Below are 21,619 nucleotides of genomic sequence, written 5' to 3'. Positions count from 1 at the left end.
TGGCTTTGGCAAAGTTTAAATGAGGCATTTATTAATTAGCTTTGTGAAGCGTCGGAATCATCACACTTCAGTACAGAATTTCTTAACAAGCGAAAAAGCATTTGCTACAGATTACCTGTCCATTACATGGTGCTTTTCGGAGGAAAACATGTCCATTAATTCTATCAACCATGATGAAATGACAAATATTGCAAACAAGTGGGATGCTGAAGAAGAAGTATCTTTCAAACCAGAAAAGAAAATGAAGTCTGCTGAAGCTCGTCGTCGTATCGAGACTCTAAGAGAAATTAGAGAAAGCGGTTTGAGTCTGGAAGAAGCGAGGGAGCTAGGTCTTATTCACTAATAATCCCCATTGCATTTAGAAGGGTGGCACCATGCCACCCTTTGATTTATAAGCACTTCTTCATAATTCTTATCTATGCAAGATCAATAGTTTGATTCTCTTCTCTAGTTTACAGCTTCGCTATACCCTTTTTGAAATCATCGACTTAAGACTAAAAACACGCCCATGGCATACTCTTTAATCAAGTTGTTTGACAGCAATATGCAACGCCACTAATTTTAAAGTTAAAGCAAAAATATGTGATGTCGTTGGTAAGGAGAAGGCTATGTCTAATTCTGTGGCTCAAGCTAAAGAAGTGCTGTTTTACGAACCCGAAGATCCGAACGGATACCTGTCAAATTTTGCCGCTTGTCCTATCAAGGTGGGTGATCAAGTTTGGGCAACCAGCGAACATTATTATCAAGCGATGAAGTTTGCCTCCGAAGCGCTACGTAATACCATTTTGGAAGCCAGTACACCTGCTGAAGCGTTCTCTTTAAGTCGTGACTACGAAGACCAAGTTCGCGAAGATTGGTATGACATTCGTGTTGAAGTGATGCAGTTTATTGTGACGGAGAAGTTCAGACAGAATCCACAGTTTGCGCTGTTTCTTACCAATACCGGAGATTCGGTGATCAAAGAACATTCGCACAAAGACCACTTCTGGGGCGATGGCGGCGATGGAACCGGCGAGAACCATTTGGGTAAGATTCTGATGGCAGTGCGTCACCAGCTTCGCACTCAGCAACTGCATTTAATTGCTTCGCACTGATTCGTCGATTCAGATAGCGGCATGCTTATCATTACTCCTTAGACGCTTTTAAAAGGCCGCCCTGCTATCTAGTATGAAGCAGGGCGGCCTTTTCGGTTTTAGAGAGTCAGGCATCAACGAGAGTTAACGTACGTGACTAAGCTATCCGTTGATAAGTTCTACGTTACGCTGGTGCTATAAGTAACTATGTACGATGTCGTCAAGCTGTCCATCGTCTTTCATTTGGTCTAGGCGTTGGTTGATGAAGCTTTGCAGCTTAGGATCCATCTCAGGGTCAAACGCCAAATGGATAGGGTAGTTATTGATGACAGAACCAAACTCATGCATCTGGTAATCATCAATACTCAGTTTTTGCTCGTTTAGGTTGTATTTGATTCGTGATTCCATTTCCACAAACACGGTGTCGCCAGGTGCTCGGTTCAGGACACGAAACGCAGCAGTGTAATCTTTTACTCGAATCTCGTTGAGCTTGCCCTGTTGGATATAAGGTTCCAAGTTCGGATACTCAAATCCTTTCAGCAATACCACGGCTTTCCCATCGAGATCATCGATTGTATTGAACTCAAATGGCTTTTTACCGCTGCTGAGTAATACGTGTTTTACATTGTAAATCGGGTCTTCAGATAGGTTCGCAGATTGAATATTCCCCCAACTAGGGCTGCCATAGGTAACCCAGTTTGGATTCTCTCTCGCATCGAGCTTGTCGATCATTCGATTAAAAGGGTAGGTGTGGTAGTTGATCTCATATTGGCTGTCATCAAAAACGGCTTCCACAATATCTGAAACAATTCCTCTGTGAGATGACCCGTCAGTTTCGATTTGAAAAGGTTGCGCTTGGCTCGCAATAATGTAGTAGTGAAGAGGTTCGCTTGCAGAAGCATAACTGCTTGAAAACAAACTGACTATGGATGCAACGATAAGATGTTTTTTCATAACCTTCCCTAGTTATTTGATGAATGACTACTATTATACTAGTTGAGTAATTGTAGTTTGCTAGGATAACAATAATGGTAATTTGTGTATGGTGACAAAAGGAAAACGCTACGTTGGACTCTCCCGACAGTTGATCGGGATGATAATAGCGATCAGTACCTTATTCACAGTTATAGTGACAGGTCTCGGGTTGTATGTAGAGTACCAAAGTCGAGTTTCTTTTATCAGCTCTCAGATCGAGCAGGTCAAGGCTGGCTACCTTTCTGGTTTAACGGCAAGTTTGTGGGTTGAAGATCGAGAGCAATTGTTTGTGCAAGCCGAAGGCATCTCTCGCCTCCCTTCGGTCAGTTACCTTCTTATCGAAAGTCCCGATGAAAAAATTCTAGAGTTAGGTCAAAAGACCGAAGGCCAATCTTATTCTCAGTCTTGGGAAATGGTGCACCAGATGGGCGGCACAGACTTCCCGTTGGCGACGCTCACGGTGCAATCAGACTTGAGCATGATCCTAGATGACTTTGAAGAACGAGTGTTATTGTTGCTCGCCTTCGAAGCCGTTAAAATCTTCTTGTTGTCTCTCGTATGTTTAACCATCGTCTATCGTCTTGTCGTAAAACGTTTGATGACTATGTCTTCCCAAATCAACCAACAACAGGTCGAAGACAACAAACCGCGCTTTATAACGCCAACTCACTCTACTTACAAAGATGAGATATCGACTCTAGAGAGTAGCTATAACCGATCGGTAGAACGTATTCGTCAACAATATCAAGAGCTGGAAAAAGCTAAAGATGTTGCTGAGGTGGCCAACCGTAATAAAAGTGAATTCCTTGCCAATATGAGTCACGAAATCCGTACACCAATGAATGGGATTATCGGGTTGTCGTCTTTGCTCTCTGAAATGGATATGCCGAAAGAGCAAAAAGAGTACATCAACATGCTCAACACCTCTTCGCTTACGTTGCTCGACTTAATCAACGACATTCTCGATTACTCGAAGATCGAAGCGGGGCGACTAGAGCTTCAGCAAGAGCCGATGAAAATGATGGGCATTGCGGCCGACGTTGAATCAACCTTTCGAGTGAAAGCCGAACAGAAAGGGCTTCGATTCCAATTAGCGATCGACCCTAAGATCCCAACCATGGTGATTGGCGACGGTACTCAACTAAGACAAGTCCTAAATAACTTAGTAGGCAACGCGATTAAATTTACCGAGCATGGCCACGTCACGCTCTCGCTTCGTTTGGAAGAGGTGGTTGAGCCTGAGCAAAAACTCAGAGTGAGGTTCGAGGTTGTCGACAGCGGTATCGGTATTGCAGAAGACAAACAGAAATCGGTGTTCGATAAGTTTCAACAAGCCGACGGCAGTACCACCCGTATTTACGGAGGCACAGGGCTTGGTTTAACAATATGCGAGAAGATAGTGACATTGATGGGCAGCAAGCTTGAACTCACCAGTGTTGAAGGTAAAGGCAGTACCTTCTATTTTACGGCTGACTTTGACCCGTGTTTAGAAGCCGATGAAAGCAATATCGATTTCAATAAGGTTTCGGTTCTGCTTGTGGATGATAGCCAGCTGAACATGCGTATAACGTCTACACAGCTTCAATCCTTTGGCGTTAAGTCTGAGTGCTGTGAAACGGCAAACCAAGCGTTAGAGTTGGTTTCAGAGTCTGTGGCTAAGTCATCACCTTATGATCTCGTTCTGATAGACAAAGTAATGCCGTCCGTTGATGGCTTTCAACTGGCGAGAAGCTTAGTTGAACGCTTTGGTAGCGAGTGTCCCAAGTTAGTGATGATCTCTGCTGCCCCTAGAAAGCAAGATGAAGCTCGTGCTAAACAAGTCGGTTTTGTTGCCTACATTGCGCGTCCTTACCAAGATAATCAGCTTAAATGGACCATCAGTGAGGTACTCGCGAGAGCGGCTGATACTTCAGTCTTTACCTATCCGAACAGAGGAGAGGTTGCGTTTAAAGACAATGAACCTGTGACGTTAAGTAAACCTGCAGCGGTTGTTAAAGATGCTCCCATTGTCTCTGTAAACGCCACACCAGCCGATAAACAAGCTCCAATTCAAGCAGAGTCAAAACCTGTCGCAGTTGCCGGAGAATTTAGTGGTACAGTTTTAGTTGTTGAAGACTCGCGAGTAAACCAACAAGTCGCCAAGATGATGCTCAAGAAGCTTGGCTTTGAGGTTGATATTGCCGACAACGGTGAAATTGGTGTCGAGAAATTCAAAGCCAACGAATACGAGATGATTTTTATGGATTGTCAGATGCCGGTTCTCGATGGCTTCGAAGCGACCAAGCAGATCCGAGCGCTCGAAGAAGGGGCTGCAAAGCATATTCCAATCATTGCGCTGACGGCCAACGTCGTGCAGCGAGACAAGCATTTGTGCTTCGATGTAGGCATGGATGAGTTTTTACCTAAACCGGTTAACCAAGGCAAACTGAGAGAGATCGTAGCGAGTTTCTTGTCGAAAGAGACGGAATCAAACAAAGAACATGAGCAGCACATTGTTTAGTTGAGTATCTCTAATCTTACTTTCATTAAAAGAGTAATGAGGCGAATTAGACATAGTCTTTTATGCCGTTGGTTATATTTGAAGTATCGTGTGAAAGAAATGATAAAGGTGGTCTGAAAAGACCACCTTTTTTGTATGTGTCGGTTTGAACTTAATCTCTATCGATTGCGAACGCAGACCATGCTTGACGTGTCGGCATCACTTCGACTCGGTTAATGTTGATGTGATCTGGCAAGGTTGCGATATAAAACATCTGCTCGGCAATATCCTCTGCTGACAACGGTGTAGTGCCTTGGTAAAGGTTGTCTGAAGCCGTCTGGTTACCTTTAGTTCTTACAAGAGTAAATTCCGTTTCTGCAATACCAGGGGAGAGGTCAGTCACTCGTACCCCTGTGCCTTGTAAGTCACAACGTAGGTTGTAACTGAACTGCTTTACGAACGCTTTGCTGGCACCATACACATGGCTTCCTGGGTAAGGCCACTGTCCGGCGATTGACCCAACATTGATGATTGAGCTTCCTGCGCCTTTTTTAATTAACGTAGGCAACAGCGCATGAGTAACATTAACCAAGCCTGTGACATTGGTATCGATCATAGTGTGCCAGTCTTTCAAGTCCACATCAGGCGCGCCTTCTGGTGCCAAAGCTAACCCAGCATTATTGACCAATGCGGTGATCGATGAGAATTCAGCAGGTAGTGAATCAATGGCTTGTTTTACGGCGTCTGCGTCTCGAACGTCGAGTTGAATTACATGCACAGGCACCGTTAATTCTTCCTTTAGGTCGAGTAGCCTTTCGATTCGACGACCAGACAGCACTAACGACCAGTTATCTTCTGCGAAACGTTTTGCTGCCGCTTTGCCGAAACCAGAGGTTGCCCCTGTAATGAACGCTATCTTATCCATAAATACATCCTTCTAATTTGAAATTAACATAAGTAGTGCCATGCCGATCAAAATCGGCGCGGTCGTTGTTTTTGCAGACAAGTTCGGTACTGATAGATACAGTTTTTGCCCCAGTACATTGCCAATCAAAGCTGCCGGTAATAGCCATAAACCTGTGATGAACGATTCTTGGTTAAATGCGCCAATCCATATGAAGCCGATCAGTGAAATCGCTGAACTCAGCAGAAAAAACACAATCGCGGTGGCTCTCTGTTCACTGGTTTTAATGGTCAGGTTCATCAAATACGTCACTAATGGCGGACCTCCAGAAGAAGCGGTGGTCATGCTAAACCCCGAAATGGCTCCCGCCCAAAACGCGTGTCGTTGGTGCAACCAAGTGAGGCGTAAGTCCAAAATAATCAGCGTGCCAGCGACCAAAGACATCATCGCGATAAAGGCCTTCAAGCCTGATTCCGATATCGTGCTAATGAAATACAGCGAGAAAGGCACCGCAACCAACATGCCAATACACAGCGGCGCAATAAGCCGGATATTGATGGTAGTTTTACTTCGCTTGAGCAGAGGAAAGGCACTTAAAAAGTCCAACAAGATAGCGATGGTTACCGCTTGCAATGGTGGAACAATAAAGCTGAGGGAAAGCGCTACGATAATCGCAAACCCAAATCCTGAATAGCCTCGAACTACTCCTGCAAACAGAATCAATGTCATCGCTAATCCTAATTCCACTCTTGCTCACCTCTTTGCTTTTGATATTGCTGCTGCGTTAATTAGCGTTCGATGAGACCTGTCTCGTCTGCCTTTCAATCTATTCACACCTAAGAGTTTTGAATAGAGCCAGATCGACGATTGGATTGGGTCAGGCTGTTTGTTGGATCGGGGATGAGACTTGGGCTGATGTACTGGCCCAATGTTTTGTTGAAACTGACACTATGACCTCCGCCCTGTTTGGGATGAAGATTATTCCATCCGATAGCGCAGCCTTTTCAATGTCGTGTTTTGTGTCTTTCATTCTCGAAGACGAGCCAAGCACGAGCGGCTGTGAATCTAGTGTTGTTAATGGAGACGATGAAATGGAAGTATCAACAGAACAGCTTGTGAACCAAGATATTATCGACCTCGACAAGAGCGTATTTCATTCTTGGTCGATTCAAGAAGCAGCGGAGCCTATCGCCATTGCGGGTGGGCAAGGATGCAAAATGTGGGACTACGAAGGTAAAGAGTACCTTGATTTTAGTAGCCAACTGGTTAACACCAACATTGGTCATCAGCATCCACAAGTGATCAAAGCCATTAAAGATCAAGCGGACTCTTTGGTAACTGTTGCCCCTGCGACAGCCAACCTCACTCGTGGTTTGGCGGCCAAGCGCATTTTGTCGAAAGCGCCAAGCACGTTTAAGAAGGTGTTCTTTACCAATGCAGGCGCAGACGCCAACGAAAATGCGATTCGGATGGCGCGACAATTTACAGGGCGCGACAAAGTGCTATCTGCTTACCGTTCTTACCATGGCAATACAGGTACTGCTATTGCTGCGACGGGGGACTTTCGTCGAATTCCAAACGAGTATAGCCGTGGGCACGTTCACTTCTTCAATCCATTTCTCTATCGAAGCGAATTCAACGCGGCGACTGAGGCAGAAGAGAGTGAGCGTGCCCTGCAGCATTTAGAGCGAGTGATTGAATGCGAAGGACCAACGGCGATTGCGGCGATTATCCTAGAGACCATTCCGGGAACGGCTGGCTTTCTCATTCCGCCTAAAGATTACCTTATCGGCGTGCGTGAGCTAGCAACCAAACATGGCATTCAATTGATCTTTGATGAGGTGATGGTCGGCTTTGGTCGCACGGGTAAGTGGTTCGCGTTTGAGCACTTTAATGTCGTACCGGACCTGATTACTTTCGCGAAAGGGGTGAACTCAGGTTACGTGCCGGCTGGTGGCGTGGTGGTCAGCGAACCGATCGTTGAGCACTTTAAGTCAAACTTCTTTATGGGTGGCTTAACGTACTCTGGTCATCCTTTGGCGATGGCTTCTATCGTTGCAACGCTCGATGTGATGGAGCAAGAGGGCATTGTCACACATGCTGATAACGTCGGTAACAGCGTTCTAGGACCGCTTCTACTGAGCCTTCAAGAGTTGCACCCTATGATTGGTGATGTGCGCGGTAAAGGGATGTTCTGGGCTGTAGAGCTGGTGGAAGATCGTGAAAGCAAGACGCCTTTAAGCAATGAAAAAATGGGGCAATTGAAAGCACAATTGACCAAGCGAGGCCTGTTGACCTTCATTGTGAATAACCGCATTCACGTTGCGCCACCTTTGGTTATTCAGCCAAGCGAGATAAAGAAAGGCGTTAAGATCATTGATGAAGTGTTGTTTGAGCTCGCTTCTTAAGCCTCCAATAAGATAGCCAACACAGCAACTAAGGCACTTTGACAAAGGACTCCCCGTTCTTTTCAACGTGCCAAACCTAACCTTCAGAAACGACAAAAGAGCATCGATTGATGCTCTTTTTACGTTTATCCACAGAATCACTCTGGGCAAACAGCTTTTGAGTGATGCTAGATCTTCATCACCTCTGACAGCTCTTTGATACCGGGTGCGATCAGATCTTTGTCGATGGCGTGAAAGCCCAATCGAAAATAGGAATTGGGGTCATATTCTGACAATGCTTCACAGCCCGATTCCGTTTCGGTATTAGTCATAAAGTGTGAATAGCCTGTCTCAATCAATATGCCCTTTTGGGCAGCTCGTGATGCTAAACGTTGGCTATTGATGTGGCTGGGCGTTTGTAGCCACAGAGAGTTGGCTTGTTCACTCTGAGCCAGTCGCTTGCAGTCAGGTAGGTACTTCAAGACTGCATCGTTGATAAGCTTCCAGCGCTGGCGCGTGTTTTCCCTAAAGCGCCTCACAAAGCTGTCGTAGTAGCCTTGTTCAATAAAGTGCGCCACTTCCATCTGAACGCGGCTTGGCGCATGTCGGTACATCAAGCGACGCAGTATTCTAAGGTCGTAGATCAACTCTTCAGGTGCCACGATGTAGCCTAACCTCAAGCCGGGTGCTAATAGCTTAGAGAAGCTGCTGACGTAGATGACACGTCCTTCCTTGTCACTGGCTTTTAGCGCGGGTTTAGGGTTCCACTCCACGTTGCACTCGGCGTCATAGTCATCTTCGATAATGACCGCGTCATTGGCTTTGGCCATTTCCAGTAACTGAGTTCGACGTTCGTCACTCATGGTGACGCCGGTTGGAGCTTGGTGGCTGGGCGTGACATAGAAGTGATCACACAGTGAAGAGTGTTCATTGAATCTCAATCCTTGTTCATCTACTTGATGCGGGTGTAACTGCGCACCTGCGAGATTAAAGATGTGATTCGCTTCCTTGTAGCCGGGGTTCTCGACTCCGACTCGGCTCTGATGGTTCATGAGCAAAGTCGAAATCAAATACAGTGCATTCTGCGAACCTAAGGTTATGAGGATCTCATCACTTTGGGCGTGAATACCACGCTGAGGAAGCACCCTTGTGCGTATCTGTTCGACCAGCATGTCGACGTCTTTATCGACCTTGTCACACAGCCAGCGATGGTCATGTGGATCAGAGGTGACCTTTCTTGTGGCTTCTCGCCATTGCGCCAATGGGAAGTCATTGATAGAGGGTTGGCCAAAAATAAATGGGTATTGGTAACAACTCCAATGCGAGGGTTTGACGATGCGTGGGTATTGGCCCAATTGCAGCTTAACGCGTTTGCTCCAATCCGGTGCATTGTCGCTGTCGGCTGATTCAAAATGATCCAAACTCGCGTCGATAGTATCACTCGGGTTTTCATACTTTTCTGAAAGGTAATAACCACTGCGAGGCTTACTGATGAGGTAGCCATCGTCGAGCAAACTGTCGTACACCAAGGAGACAGTATTGCGTGAAACACCCAATTGGCTAGACAGCTTACGACAAGACGGAAGCGCTTGTTCAGCCGGAAAAATACCATTCAATATCGCCGTCACCAAATAGCTACGTACTTGTTCTTGCAGGCTTCTTTTGGAATCAAACTCGATGAAACAATTGTGATTTATCGCCATGAGATACAGTCCTTATTCTCAGTGAACCTCAGTCCAATTTGTATAAAAGAGCAAGAAATGCGCCAGAGTTCATATTGATGTTTTAAGAGTGTGTTTTGCTCTCTCTCAACCCCGAAAATTACGTTGTCCCAAACTAGAAAATCGTTCTGTCCCAACCTGAAAATTAAATTGGCTCTACGTCTCCGATGCATTCCGTTCATAAAGTAAAGGCAGGCAAATAATCTCGATAAGGAAAGCGTATGAAACAGGGAATGACGATGAAGGCATGGGTTTCAACAGCGGCAGCGACAGTTGTACTGGGTTGTTTTGGAGTCGCACAAGCATCGGAGCTTGCAGCCATCGAAAAGCAAGGCTTCATGAAAGTGGCGACAGAAGACAACTACTCTCCATTCAACTATATCGACCGCGGTAAGCCTGCGGGGATTAACAAAGATTTGCTTGATGAGTTACGTGAATATTCGAAGTTCGATATCGAACAAGAGATCTTACCTTGGACAGGACTACTCGCTTCGGTATCTGCGGGTCAATATGATGTGGCGTTAACTGGCGCGATCATTACCGATGCTCGCTTGAAGGCCTTTGATTTCACTCCACCTATCGCTTCAGCGCAGCATTACTTCTTAACCAGAGCTGACGCGGAAGATATTAATACGGTAGCCGATTTAGATGGAAAAACAGTGGGCTTACAAGCGGGCAGTGCTTTGCTAGAAAGGCTTCCAGAGCTCGAAGTGATGCTCGAAGCACAAGGCAAATCTTTGGGTAAAGTGGTGCAGTATCAATCCTACCCAGAAGCGTATTCCGACTTGGCAATCGGCCGAATAGACTATGTGATCAACAGTGTGGTTTCAGTTAACGAGGTAGTGAAGTCGAAGTCAAAGGTATTCAAAAAAGGCGAAGCAGTCTCTGGCCCAGGTTTCGTTAGCTGGCCAGTTCCTAAAGATAATCCTGAGCTTTTGGCTTACCTAACGGAATTCTTCCTACACCTTGAGCAAACAGGAAAAATGGCAGAGTTGCAGAAGAAGTGGTTCGGTGAATCGTTCGACCAACTCCCTTCAGAAGCCATCACTTCGGTTGAGCAGTATCACAAGCTAACAGCCGTTCAATAGATGAATAAGCATGCGCCGACACAAACAGTTAGCGGCTGTTTGTGTCCATGCCAATGGGTTCAAAGCGGTTTAACCCATGAGTCTTTGGCGCACAATCTATCGAAAGAAGTCGCTGATCAAAGAGGTCGTTTATGGATTATTACGCTTGGGAACAGTTACTACAGGGCGCGTGGGCAACGGCATGGATATCGGCAGTATCGATTGTATTAGGTGTCGTCATCGGCCTAATGATTGCCTTAGTTAGAATGATGAAAATCCCGTTTGTGGATCAAATGTTGGGTATCTATGTCAGCTGGGCACGAGCAACGCCTTTGGTGACACTGGCTCTGTTTATTTTCCTTTCTTTTCCGTCATTTGGCATCAATTTAGATAAACACGTTTCTGCTATTTTAGCTCTCACACTCAATACATCGGCATTCAATGCAGAGATTTGGCGCAATGCCTTTCTTAACTTTTCAAAAGGACAAATGGAAGCGGCAGAAGCCATTGGTATGAGACGTATCACTTATTTTCGCCGCATCATGTTCCCGCAAATGGTGATCATGAGCCTACCAGCGCTAGTCAATGAGATGTCGTTCTTAATCAAAGGCAGCCCAGCGATTGCGGTGATCGGCATCGTCGACCTAACTCGTGTCACCAATCGAATCTCTGCGGTTACCTATGAACCACTTGGGCCGATTCTATGTGCCGGTGCCATTTACATGTTGATTATTGGCGTGTTGGTGAAGTTGCAAGCTGTGGCTGAAAACCGAGCCACTTATCTGCAGCAATAAGTGCATACATCTGTTTACAGTAGCAGCAACAGTTTGGCCGTCATCACTACTTGGTCAGCTACACCATTTACCTGCTTGTGAAGCGTCATTGAGTGGGTAAATTTAAGGAGTAAATATGGAAGAATGGAATATTATCTGGCAACAAAAAGAGCTGTTTGCTTCTGGTTTTGTGACCACGTTTTATCTTTTTGTTTCGTCTTCAATCTTGAGTTTCGTCATAGGCATTGGTTTGTTGTACTGTCTCGAAAACTCGAGACTCGGTGTTAAGTACACCATCAACAGTTTGATAGGCATGATGCGCACCTTACCGTTTCTGATTTTTGCCTATCTGCTCTATTACGGTTTGCCTCAGGTTGGCATTCGACTAGATGCAGTGACTGCGGGAATCATCGCACTCAGCCTCTATCATGGTACGTATTTCTGTGAGATTTTCAGAGGTGTTCGTAAGGGGTTAGAGCCTGGTTACATCGAAGCGGCGCACGCTTATGGCTTCTCTAAATTCAAAACATTTACCCGAGTTATTACCCCAAATGTGTTGTTTAAGTCGGTTCCACTGATCACGAACCAACTCATCATCTGCTTAAAAGACACTGCGTTTCTTAGCATCATCACCGTCGCAGAAATTACCGCGGCCGCCAACAGCATTCAATCGACCTACTTCATCCCATTGAATGCGTTCATCATTGCTATCGCGCTCTACTGGGCCGTGAGTATTGCACTTGAAACCATCACCAAACGAATCCAAACCAAAGTTGAACTTAGAGGACTTAGCCATGCTTAAACAATCAGAGATTATTGAAACGGAAGCACCGATTAACCCTTCTTTGGGCGTGAATTTGGAAGTGATTGAGTGCGAGCCACTATTGGAAGAACGAGAGACGATCATCAAGGTTGAAAACCTGTCGAAACAGTTTGATGGCATCGAAGTACTGCGAGACATCAACCTCAACATCAACAAAGGCGATGTGGTGAGTATTCTCGGCTCGTCAGGTTCGGGGAAATCGACGCTACTGCGTTGCATGAACTGGTTAGAGCAGCCAGAGCGCGGCACGATTTTTATGGGTGATGAGCGTATTGGTATCAACTCTGAAACGGGTAAGCCACTCAAATACAAAGAGTTGGCGAAACTTCGAGAGCGTCTTGGAATGGTTTTCCAAAGCTTCAACTTGTGGCCGCATTTAACCGTGTTGCAAAACGTCATGGAAGCGCTGGTTCATGTTAAGAAGATAGCGAAATCAGACGCCGAGGAGATGGCTCGTAAGCAACTCGACAAGGTTGGGATGTCACACAAACTAGAGAGTTACCCAAGCATGTTATCGGGTGGGCAAAAGCAACGTGTCGCGATTGCCAGAGCTCTCGCGATGGAACCGGATGTGTTGCTGTTTGATGAACCAACGTCCGCGCTCGACCCTGAATTGGTCGAAGAGGTGTTGTTGGTGATGAAGAAACTGTCGCAAGAGGGCTACACCATGGTGGTTGTGACACATGAGATGGAGTTTGCGCGTCAGGTATCGGATCAGGTGGTGTTTCTTGAAAAAGGCATATTGATTGAAAAATCCAACCCAGAGAAGTTTTTCACTAACCCAGATTCATCAAGGGTAAGACAGTTCCTCAAGCTTGATTCATGAGTTAGATAGCTTGCACAGCTTCAAGGTTCGATCGTTAAAAAACTCCGTCAGAATTTGTCGGAGTTTTTGTATGTTAGCTTTTTCTTCCCAAACCTAAACTTAAGCCTAAAACTATACAAATGGCCATGTGGCGCTAACCAATACTATCAATATGAATCACCACAGAGTCCGGTCGCCAGTACTCCAACTCGCAGTCCATTAGCTCACCGTCTTGTTTGTAGTTCACTCGGCAGATCTTCAAAACAGGCTGGCCCTCTGCCAAATTCAGCGCCTTGGCGACATGAGCAGGGGCAGAAGTGGGAATCACATCAAAACGCGAGCGTTGGGTCTCGTAGCCGTATTTTTCTCGGTAGATTCCTGTTAGTGACATGGTGAGGTTTTCTGACAACACCTTCTCAAACAACGGCGCTTTTAAGACGTTTTCAACAAACAGCACCGCTCTGCCATCAATAAAGCGTAATCGCTCAATCACGTGTATCGGGGTTATCTGTTCTATTTCTAATGCTTTGGCGTAATCGCCTGCGGCCATTTCTGTTCGGGTGCTGAGCAACTTGGTTGCTGCAATACGATGTTGTTCGCGAATCATTTGATGAAAGTGAGAACGTGATAATGGGTTATAGCGAACACGTTCGGGTGACACATACCAGCCTCGGCGCTCTTCTCGGTATATCAAACCTTCGGTTTCTAATGAGACCAACGCATCTTTGAGCGTAATTCGTGTGGTTGAAAACAGCTCGCTGAGCTCTCTTTCGGATGGCAGTTTTTGCCCTTCGGTGAAGATGCCTGATTGAAGCTGCTCTCTAATGCTCGCCTTAATTCTGCCTAGCTGTGTCCCTGATTGCGCTGTAGCCAATGTTCTCATTACTGATCTAGTCCATAAGTTCGTATGCTCAATAAGGTAAACCATGGAGTTAACAGGAATGTGACAGTAAACAAAGGCTTACTGTCATATGAGTGAAATATAACTGCCACGAAAATGCACCCTAACTGTCAAATAAGTTGCGCGAAAGCGTCACACTCTGGCGATAGCATACAAAACGAACTTACTGACCTAGTCCAGAGGGATAGAGACAATGAAAACTTTGCTTAGCCGTTCAACTGTATCGCCAGCCAAACTGATTGGTTCACCTGCAAAATTAATCGGCGCAACGCTAATAACGGCAACACTTTCAATGCCAGCGATGGCGAAGGATGCTGATCTTGAGTCACTGATTGAAGCCGCTCAAAAAGAGGGTGCAGTTTACAGTGTGGGTATGCCAGACAGTTGGGCAAACTGGAAAGGCACATGGGCTGACCTGAAAGCAAACTACGGTTTGAAGCATCAGGATACAGACATGAGCTCGGCACAAGAGATCTCGAAATTTGAAGCAGAGAAAAGAAACGCAACCGCAGATATCGGTGACGTTGGTTTCGCCTTTGCACGTGTCGCTGTGCAGAAAGACGTAACGCAGCCATACAAGCCAACGACTTGGGATGACATTCCAGACTGGGCGAAAGACAAAGATGGTCACTGGGCTCTGGCTTACACAGGTACTATCTCGTTCATTTCAAACAATAACCTTGTTGAAGATGCCCCAAAATCTTGGAGCGATCTACTAGAAGGCGACTACAAAGTAACAGTCGGTGATGTAGGCGTAGCTGCGCAAGCAAACAACGCAATTCTAGCGGCTGCATTTGCTAACGGTGGTGACGAGTCGAACCTAAAACCAGCGATTAAATTCTTTGGTGAGCTAGCGAAGCAAGGCCGCCTGTCTTACACAGATCCAAGCATCGCGAACCTTGAAAAAGGTGAAGTGGAAGTGGCAATCATGTGGGATTTCAATGCACTGAACTACCGCGACAAGATCGACCGTGAGCGCTTTACAGTAAGCATTCCACAAGATGGTTCAGTGATCTCTGGTTACACCACCATCATCAACAAATACGCGAAAAACCCGAATGCGGCGAAGTTGGCTCGTGAATACATCTTCAGTGACCAAGGCCAAATCAACTTAGCAGAAGGTTACGCGCGCCCAATCCGTAGCAGCGTTACGCTACCTCAATCAGTACAAGACAAGCTGATCTCAAACGATGAATACAGCAATGTTCACCCAGTGACTGACTTCTCAGCATGGGAAAAATCAGCACGTCGCCTGCCACGTCAATGGCAAGAAAGCGTATTGATTCACCAGCAATAACCCCGCTTAACACACCACCTTCAATAGGTGGCTTATAGAAACAAGCAATAGAGAATAGACCATGAGCAATAAGGTTATCCTTGTTGTTCTAGATGGACTGAACTATCAGGTAGCCCGTGATTGCATGGGCTACCTGAACGGCCTTCTAGAACTTAGTGACTCGAAAAACAGTAATCACAGCGTTTCCCAAAATCAACAAGGCGATTCGCAAGTCATGAGCACGCAAAAAAACAAGCTGCGCGCCACGCTTTACCCTGTGCAGTGTGAGCTGCCATCTATGTCCCGTCCACTGTATGAGTGCATTTTAACTGGGGTTCGCCCTGTCGAGAGTGGCATCGTTAACAACCAAATCGTGCGTTTATCGAATCACGAGTCGATCTTTAGCTTGGCTAAATCGCAGGGCAAAGTGACGGCTGCAGCGGCATATCATTGGGTGAGCGAGTTATATAACCGAGCGCCATTTGATGCAGTACGTGACCGTTTCACCAACGATGAAACCATGAACATCCAACACGGTTGTTTCTACCACTGGGACCACTACCCAGATGAAGCCTTGTTCTTGGATGCTGAGCACCTGCGCGTCACTCATCAGCCTGATTTCTTATTGATTCACCCAATGAACATTGACGACATGGGACATAAGCACGGGCTGGATTCTCGCCAGTACCGTAATAGTGCTCGTGGCGCGGATATCTACCTATCGAACTACCTTGAGAAATGGGTAGATGATGGTTATCAAGTGATCATCACCAGTGACCATGGCATGAACAATGACCTGTCTCATGGTGGCATTCTGCCTGAAGAGCGTGAAGTGCCTTTCTTTGTGATTGGCGATAAGTTTACACACCAAGCTTGTGCAGTGAAACAGACCGACATCTGCGGCAGCGTGTGTCAGCTACTCAACTTAGATCACGATAAATCTTACACTCAGGAATTGTTGGCCCTATGAGCAGTTCTGTAATCACGCAGAGCGATGGCTCTGCGCTTAAACCCAAAACCAAATCTTTGTTTCAACGCTTCAAGCCCGCTTTGTGGCTTGCGCCTTTCGCATTGTTTTTCTATCTGTTCCAACTGGCACCTATGGTTTGGGTGCTGATCAACAGCTTCTTCTATGACGACGAACTCTCTATCGAAAACTACGCTGAAGTGTTCGATTCTGCCTTTATGATGCAGGCTTTTGGCAACAGTTTATGGTTGTCGATTTGGTCGAGCATTGTTGGCTTAGCGATTGCGACTCTGCTCGTTTCTTCACTGCGCCGCGTTGATTCTAAAATCCGCGATGCGGTGATTGCTTTCACCAACATGAGCAGTAATTTTTCTGGCGTTCCGTTGTCTTTCGCTTTCATCATCATCCTTGGGACCAACGGTGCGATTACCTTGTTGCTCAAGCAGTATGGATTGCTGGGTGATTTCGACCTTTACGGCAAGTGGGGCTTGCTGGCGATTTACATCTACTTCCAGATCCCATTGGCGGTGTTGTTGCTCTATCCAGCGTTTGATGCTCTGAGTGACGACTGGCAAGCCGCTTCTGCATTGCTTGGCGCGAAAACTTGGCAATACTGGACCAAAATAGCGCTGCCTGTGTTATCTCCGGCTTTGTTCGGCACCTTCATCATCTTGATTGCCAATGCGATTGGCGCCTATGCGAGCGTGTATGCCTTGACCTCGGGCAACTACAACGTGATTACGATTCGAATCGCGAGCTTGGTATCGGGCGACTTGTTCTTAGAACCAAACCTAGCCGCCGCAATTTCTGTGATTCTGATGGCGATGCTGGCCTTCATCACCGTGATTAACCAATGGCTGATCAGCAAAAGCTACGCAGGGAAGAGAAAGTAATGAATACCGTAAATACTCGCTTTCATAAAACGGTTGTCTATTCGATTGTCGGCATCATGGTGATCCCGATCTTAGCGACCTTTATCTACTCGATCTCTTCTCGATGGGGCGCGACGATCCTGCCGGATGGCTTCACGTTAGATTGGTATATCAACCTGCTGACCGATCCTCGCTTCTTACAAGCCTTTGGTCGTTCGCTATTTATCTGTGTGGCGGCGCTGTCATTGAGTGTGGTGTTGGTTCTGCCTGCGATTTTCGTGGTGTTTTACTATTTTCCGAAGCTCGACAAGGTGATGAATATCCTGATCTTATTGCCATTTGCTGTGCCACCCGTGGTGTCGTCGGTTGGCTTGCTTCAGTTGTATGCCGATAGCGAAATATCACTGATTGGCACACCGTGGATCTTGATTGGTACTTATTTCACCATCGCGCTGCCATTCATGTACCGCGCGATTGCCAACAGCTTTGAAGCGATCAACCTGCAAGACTTGATGGACGCGGCACACCTGCTCGGCGCGAGTACTACTAAAGCATCCTTGTTGATTATTCTGCCAAACCTTAAGAAAGGCTTAATGGCGTCACTGTTCTTGTCGTTCTCGTTCCTATTGGGCGAGTTCGTGTTTGCCAATATCTTGGTGGGTACACGTTACGAGACACTGCAAATCTACCTATACAACATGCGTCAAACCAGCGGCCACTTCACGTCAGCCCTTGTGATGACGTACTTCCTGTTTATTTTCTTACTGACTTGGTTGGCAAGTCGTTTCAGCCAGGGAACAAAATAATGAGCTATGTAAATGCAAAAAACCTCACCAAGAGCTTTGGTGACAACACGGTGTTTGAAGATATTGAATTTTCCATCGAGAAGGGCGAATTCATTACTCTGCTTGGCCCAAGTGGCTGTGGTAAATCGACTCTACTGCGCAGCTTGGCTGGCCTGAATCCTGTTGATGGTGGCGAGATCTGGGTCAACGGTGAAGAGATTACTCACCAAGTGCCGCAACAACGTGGCATCGGCATGGTGTTTCAATCTTATGCGCTGTTCCCGAACATGACGGTTGAAGGCAATATTGCGTTTGGCCTCAAGATGAAAAAGCTTGCTGCTGACGAGATTAAACGTGAAGTGGCGAAAGTGATTGGACTGGTGGACTTAACGGGTAAAGAGAAATTCTACCCGCATCAGCTTTCGGGAGGTCAGCGTCAGCGTGTTGCCTTGGCAAGAGCCTTGGTGGTCAAGCCGCGTATTCTATTGCTCGATGAGCCACTTTCGGCGTTGGATGCGAAGATCCGTAAACACCTTCGCCAACAGATTCGAGATATTCAAAAAGAGATGAACCTGACCACGATCTTCGTGACTCACGATCAAGAAGAAGCGATGATCATGTCTGACCGCATCTTCTTGATGAATAAAGGTGAGATCGTACAAGCCGGCACACCCGAAGAGATCTACACTCAACCTGCTAATGAGTTTGTTGCTGGGTTCATGGGGCACTACAATCTGGTGCAAGCGAACAAAGCCAAGCAACTTTTCAATATTGAAACAGAGTGGAAAGTGGCGATTCGCCCTGAATCTATCTACGTGAAAGAGCAAGGCCGACAGTATGGCGAGCATATCTCTGCGCCGAAAACGGGCACAATTCGTAACCACCAGCTCTTGGGTAATGTGATTCGCTACCAAGTGGACGTCGATGAATGTGAATTAACTGTCGATTTACTTAACCGTTCCTCTGAGCGACTGTTGGCAAACGGCAGCCAACTTGAACTCCTGTTTAACCTTAACGAAATTCAACCTGTGAGAGCCTAAGATGTTCAAACCTTTGTATGTATTTGATATGGACGAAACGCTGATCAATGCCGATGCAGCGATGCTCTGGAATGAGTTCTTGGTTGAAAAGGGCATTGCCACTGCGCCCAACTTTATTGATGAAGATAAACGCTTAATGGGCCTGTATTCGGAAGGCAAACTGAACATGGAAGATTACCTCACGTTTTCCATGCAGCCATTAGCCGATATGCCAACAGAGCAAGTCACCGCCTTGGTGGAAGAGTGTGTTGAACAGCATATTTTGCCTAAACAGTTCAAGCAGTCGAAACCTTTGATTGAGCAGTTAGAGCGTGACGATATCGACATGTTGATCATCTCAGCCAGCGTCACTTTCTTAGTAGAAGCGGTCGGCCGTAAGATTGGTATCGAGAATGCACTCGGTATTGATTTGATTGAAAACCAAGGCCGTTTTACTTCTCAAATATCAGGCGTACCAAGCTATCGTGAAGGCAAAGTGACGCGTTTAAAAGAGTGGTTAGACAATCAAGAAACTAACTACTCAGACATTCACTTTTATACGGATTCAATCAACGACTTACCTTTGTGTGAACACGCCGATTTTGCCTATCTGGTGAACCCATGTCCGCGTTTAAAAGCGTTAGCTGAACAACCGAACTGGTCGATTCTCAACTGGGATTAAATTGAATCTTATATTCGAATTAGGTTCGTTCTAGAACTCATCAAGCCGCTGACTACAGCGGCTTTTTGATTCGTATTATTCTATTTCTAGTTTGTAACCTATCCCGTAAATGGATTTGATGTAGTCACATTTTTCATTTATCGAGACCATTTTTTTGCGTAAGTTTTTGATATGGCTATCGATAGTGCGATCACTGACCACTCTTCTATCGTCGTAGATTTTATCAATCAATTGATCGCGACTATAAATGCGGCCAACATTTTGATAGAGAAGGTGCAAAAGCCGAAACTCAGCTGGCGTTAAACTTAGCTTAATACCACATAGGACGGCGGTCATACTCAATTCATCAATATCAATGGCGTTCGTTGCTGACGTGGCTTGGGGCTTGTTGGAACGGCGCAAAATATTTTTCACCCTCACGACTACTTCTCTCGGGCTGTACGGCTTACATATATAATCATCTGCACCCAATTCAAGCCCAACGAGTCGATCGATCTCTTCGACCTTGGCTGTCGCCATAACCACTGGGATGTCACTGAACGTTCTCAGCTCTCGATAAATATCCAACCCGTCTCTATTGGGTAGCATGAGGTCGAGAATAATGAGTTTAGGCGATGCTTGCTTTACCCAGTCAATGACAAGGTTACCATCGATAATATGATGACTTTCAAGGCCAGAGTGCTCTAAGTACTCACACAGTACACTTGCTAATGCAGGCTCATCTTCGACGACTAAAATCACGATTTTATTTCCTTTGGTAACGCTATGATGATTCGTAGTCCACCCAATTCTGAGTGGTCGGCAGTAATGTGTCCTTGGTGCGCTTCAACGATATTTTTACAGATAGATAATCCAAGTCCAGAACCGCCACTTGAGCGACTACGCGATTTATCAACGCGGTAAAGCCTCTCAAATAGACGTGGAAGTGATGCATCAGGTACACCTGGATCACTGTCTTCAACGTTGATAATAATACTATCACTAATGTCGGTAACATCTATCGATACATACCCATTATCGCCAGTGTATCGCGCGCTATTTTCTAACAGATTCACAAACAGTTGTGTCAGTAATCTCTCATCACACGAGGTAAACAGTGGCGCCGAATGGTCATAGTGCTTTGTTAATGTGATGTTTTTTTGTTCTAAACGGATCGAGTTTTGAACGATCACAGAATCAATCAGTTTATGTATATCAACGTTGTTTTTAACATTGAGGTTAAATCCGATGTCATACAGGGAGAGTTGGTGAAGATCCTCAACGAGTTGACCTAGTGTGATGATTTGTTGATGTAACGAGTCGATGTATTTTGGTTCAGGAGATCGGATACCGTCTTGTAGCGCTTCTAGTTCACTTCTAAGCACGGTGATAGGCGTTCTAAGTTCATGTGAAATATCTGATAACCACTGTTCTCTAAGTGTTTTCTGTTTTCTTAGTGTCTCGACAACACCGTTGAATATTCCGATGAGATCGGACAATTCATCATTGCCGCTTTTTTTAATGTAGAAATCGAGATCGCCATTTTCGATAGATTTGGCACCTTTCGACAAAGCACGCAATGGTTTCAAAAATCGCCTAACAAGAAACAAAGAGATAAGGAATGAAAGCAACACGGTAATCGATGCGATAGTGCTTACATGCGTCGTTTGTTGTTTGAAAAAGCTTTCTGCTAAAGGCCCTGATATTTCATCCATCTGGACGATGGAGATATACCCAATAACTTGATCATCCAGTGTTATTTCGACTAGTGCTTGATGCTGACCATCTTCAAGATGATGTAGGTTTTCAGGCGGTCCAATTATGGCTCGCCCGTCTTGATCTAAAATGTTGAGTCGTTGCCAAATAGGTTGAAGGCCTGGCGCTTCCGGCTCTCTTAATGGTGGTGGCGATGGGTGTCTGTCACGAGGATGTGGTCGTGAGGGGCCGCTAATGCTACTGGCGATTAAATGTGGTTCACGCTCTAGCCGCCTCCACTTTTCGGAAGGTGAGTAATATTGCTTTAAGTTATTGGCGAGTTCTTGAGCTAGGGCAATCTCATTATTATTTGTGAAATCTTGGAGCCCTCTTTGAAAACTGGAGTTAATAAAATAGGTCAGTACAAAGAGCATGG

General features: G+C 45.9%; 21 protein-coding genes. 14 read left to right on the top strand and 7 right to left on the bottom strand.

What is annotated here, in order from left to right:
* Positions 1-148: 148 nt before the first annotated feature.
* Positions 149-343, top strand: a complete 195-nt coding sequence (locus AB4351_RS17250) for a hypothetical protein (RefSeq protein ID WP_017061218.1) — start codon at positions 149-151, stop codon at positions 341-343.
* A 190-nt stretch (positions 344-533) separates the two neighbouring features.
* A complete protein-coding gene (locus AB4351_RS17245; RefSeq protein WP_372126703.1) occupies positions 534-1,094 on the top strand; it encodes an NADAR family protein in 561 nt (186 codons plus the stop codon).
* Between the two features lie 174 nt (positions 1,095-1,268).
* Here the strand turns inward: AB4351_RS17245 and AB4351_RS17240 are convergent, their stop codons facing one another.
* A complete protein-coding gene (locus AB4351_RS17240; RefSeq protein WP_372126702.1) occupies positions 1,269-2,027 on the bottom strand; it encodes a substrate-binding periplasmic protein in 759 nt (252 codons plus the stop codon).
* Positions 2,028-2,115: 88 nt separating this feature from the next.
* On the opposite strand from AB4351_RS17240, the gene AB4351_RS17235 reads away from it, so the two are divergent.
* Complete coding sequence (locus AB4351_RS17235; protein WP_372126700.1) at positions 2,116-4,548, top strand: response regulator; 2,433 nt, start codon at positions 2,116-2,118, stop codon at positions 4,546-4,548.
* Between the two features lie 151 nt (positions 4,549-4,699).
* Here the strand turns inward: AB4351_RS17235 and AB4351_RS17230 are convergent, their stop codons facing one another.
* Both AB4351_RS17230 and AB4351_RS17225 read right to left on the bottom strand, forming a co-directional pair.
* Entirely contained in the window at positions 4,700-5,452 is a 753-nt protein-coding gene (locus tag AB4351_RS17230; protein WP_017061222.1) for an SDR family NAD(P)-dependent oxidoreductase, read from the bottom strand.
* 12 nt (positions 5,453-5,464) lie between these two features.
* On the bottom strand, positions 5,465-6,160 hold the full coding sequence (locus tag AB4351_RS17225) for a sulfite exporter TauE/SafE family protein (RefSeq protein WP_017061223.1): 696 nt from the start codon (positions 6,158-6,160) through the stop codon (positions 5,465-5,467).
* 362 nt (positions 6,161-6,522) lie between these two features.
* Here AB4351_RS17225 and AB4351_RS17220 point away from each other — a divergent pair, with 362 nt between their 5' ends.
* The gene (locus AB4351_RS17220) at positions 6,523-7,839 is read left to right on the top strand and encodes an aspartate aminotransferase family protein (protein WP_061038567.1); all 1,317 of its coding nucleotides are present in this window, start codon (positions 6,523-6,525) and stop codon (positions 7,837-7,839) included.
* A gap of 167 nt (positions 7,840-8,006) precedes the next feature.
* Here AB4351_RS17220 and AB4351_RS17215 read toward each other — a convergent pair whose 3' ends face one another.
* A complete protein-coding gene (locus AB4351_RS17215) occupies positions 8,007-9,521 on the bottom strand; it encodes a PLP-dependent aminotransferase family protein (protein WP_372126698.1) in 1,515 nt (504 codons plus the stop codon).
* A 239-nt stretch (positions 9,522-9,760) separates the two neighbouring features.
* Between AB4351_RS17215 and AB4351_RS17210 the strand changes: the two genes are divergently transcribed.
* The 4 genes from AB4351_RS17210 (at position 9,761) to AB4351_RS17195 (ending at position 13,028) form a co-directional block, all read left to right on the top strand.
* Positions 9,761-10,627: a transporter substrate-binding domain-containing protein gene (locus AB4351_RS17210; protein WP_065584482.1), complete on the top strand. Its 867-nt coding sequence runs from the start codon at positions 9,761-9,763 to the stop codon at positions 10,625-10,627.
* 131 nt (positions 10,628-10,758) lie between these two features.
* A complete protein-coding gene (locus tag AB4351_RS17205; RefSeq protein ID WP_017066356.1) occupies positions 10,759-11,400 on the top strand; it encodes an amino acid ABC transporter permease in 642 nt (213 codons plus the stop codon).
* Positions 11,401-11,515: 115 nt separating this feature from the next.
* Positions 11,516-12,181, top strand: coding sequence for an amino acid ABC transporter permease (locus tag AB4351_RS17200; protein ID WP_372126696.1), 666 nt, complete (start codon positions 11,516-11,518; stop codon positions 12,179-12,181).
* Positions 12,174-13,028: an amino acid ABC transporter ATP-binding protein gene (locus AB4351_RS17195; RefSeq protein ID WP_017070176.1), complete on the top strand. Its 855-nt coding sequence runs from the start codon at positions 12,174-12,176 to the stop codon at positions 13,026-13,028. Before AB4351_RS17200 ends, AB4351_RS17195 begins: the two co-directional genes overlap by 8 nt.
* A gap of 133 nt (positions 13,029-13,161) precedes the next feature.
* Here AB4351_RS17195 and AB4351_RS17190 read toward each other — a convergent pair whose 3' ends face one another.
* The gene (locus AB4351_RS17190; RefSeq protein ID WP_372126694.1) at positions 13,162-13,890 is read right to left on the bottom strand and encodes a UTRA domain-containing protein; all 729 of its coding nucleotides are present in this window, start codon (positions 13,888-13,890) and stop codon (positions 13,162-13,164) included.
* Between the two features lie 211 nt (positions 13,891-14,101).
* Between AB4351_RS17190 and AB4351_RS17185 the strand changes: the two genes are divergently transcribed.
* The 6 genes from AB4351_RS17185 (at position 14,102) to AB4351_RS17160 (ending at position 19,509) form a co-directional block, all read left to right on the top strand.
* Positions 14,102-15,205 carry an ABC transporter substrate-binding protein gene (locus AB4351_RS17185; RefSeq protein ID WP_372126692.1) on the top strand — a complete coding sequence of 368 codons (1,104 nt, stop codon included), beginning with the start codon at positions 14,102-14,104 and terminating at the stop codon, positions 15,203-15,205.
* Between the two features lie 61 nt (positions 15,206-15,266).
* Positions 15,267-16,154 (top strand): alkaline phosphatase family protein, encoded by an 888-nt coding sequence (locus AB4351_RS17180; protein WP_372126690.1) that lies wholly within the window; start codon positions 15,267-15,269, stop codon positions 16,152-16,154.
* Positions 16,151-17,044, top strand: a complete 894-nt coding sequence (locus tag AB4351_RS17175) for an ABC transporter permease (RefSeq protein WP_372116816.1) — start codon at positions 16,151-16,153, stop codon at positions 17,042-17,044. The genes AB4351_RS17180 and AB4351_RS17175 overlap by 4 nt, the downstream gene beginning before the upstream one ends.
* Positions 17,044-17,829, top strand: a complete 786-nt coding sequence (locus tag AB4351_RS17170) for an ABC transporter permease (protein WP_372126688.1) — start codon at positions 17,044-17,046, stop codon at positions 17,827-17,829. The genes AB4351_RS17175 and AB4351_RS17170 overlap by 1 nt, the downstream gene beginning before the upstream one ends.
* Entirely contained in the window at positions 17,829-18,848 is a 1,020-nt protein-coding gene (locus AB4351_RS17165; protein WP_017078395.1) for an ABC transporter ATP-binding protein, read from the top strand. The genes AB4351_RS17170 and AB4351_RS17165 overlap by 1 nt, the downstream gene beginning before the upstream one ends.
* Position 18,849: 1 nt before the next feature.
* The gene (locus AB4351_RS17160) at positions 18,850-19,509 is read left to right on the top strand and encodes an HAD family phosphatase (RefSeq protein WP_108166877.1); all 660 of its coding nucleotides are present in this window, start codon (positions 18,850-18,852) and stop codon (positions 19,507-19,509) included.
* Between the two features lie 75 nt (positions 19,510-19,584).
* Here AB4351_RS17160 and AB4351_RS17155 read toward each other — a convergent pair whose 3' ends face one another.
* Together AB4351_RS17155 and AB4351_RS17150 are read right to left on the bottom strand one after the other, a co-directional pair.
* Positions 19,585-20,250, bottom strand: coding sequence for a response regulator (locus AB4351_RS17155; protein WP_010432275.1), 666 nt, complete (start codon positions 20,248-20,250; stop codon positions 19,585-19,587).
* On the bottom strand, positions 20,247-21,617 hold the full coding sequence (locus AB4351_RS17150) for an ATP-binding protein (RefSeq protein ID WP_108092646.1): 1,371 nt from the start codon (positions 21,615-21,617) through the stop codon (positions 20,247-20,249). The genes AB4351_RS17155 and AB4351_RS17150 overlap by 4 nt, the downstream gene beginning before the upstream one ends.
* Positions 21,618-21,619 lie beyond the last annotated feature (2 nt).

Source organism: Vibrio sp. 10N.261.51.F11 (assembly GCF_041471665.1).
Taxonomy (GTDB): Bacteria; Pseudomonadota; Gammaproteobacteria; order Enterobacterales; family Vibrionaceae; genus Vibrio; species Vibrio crassostreae_C.
This window is presented reverse-complemented; position numbering and strand designations above follow the sequence as displayed.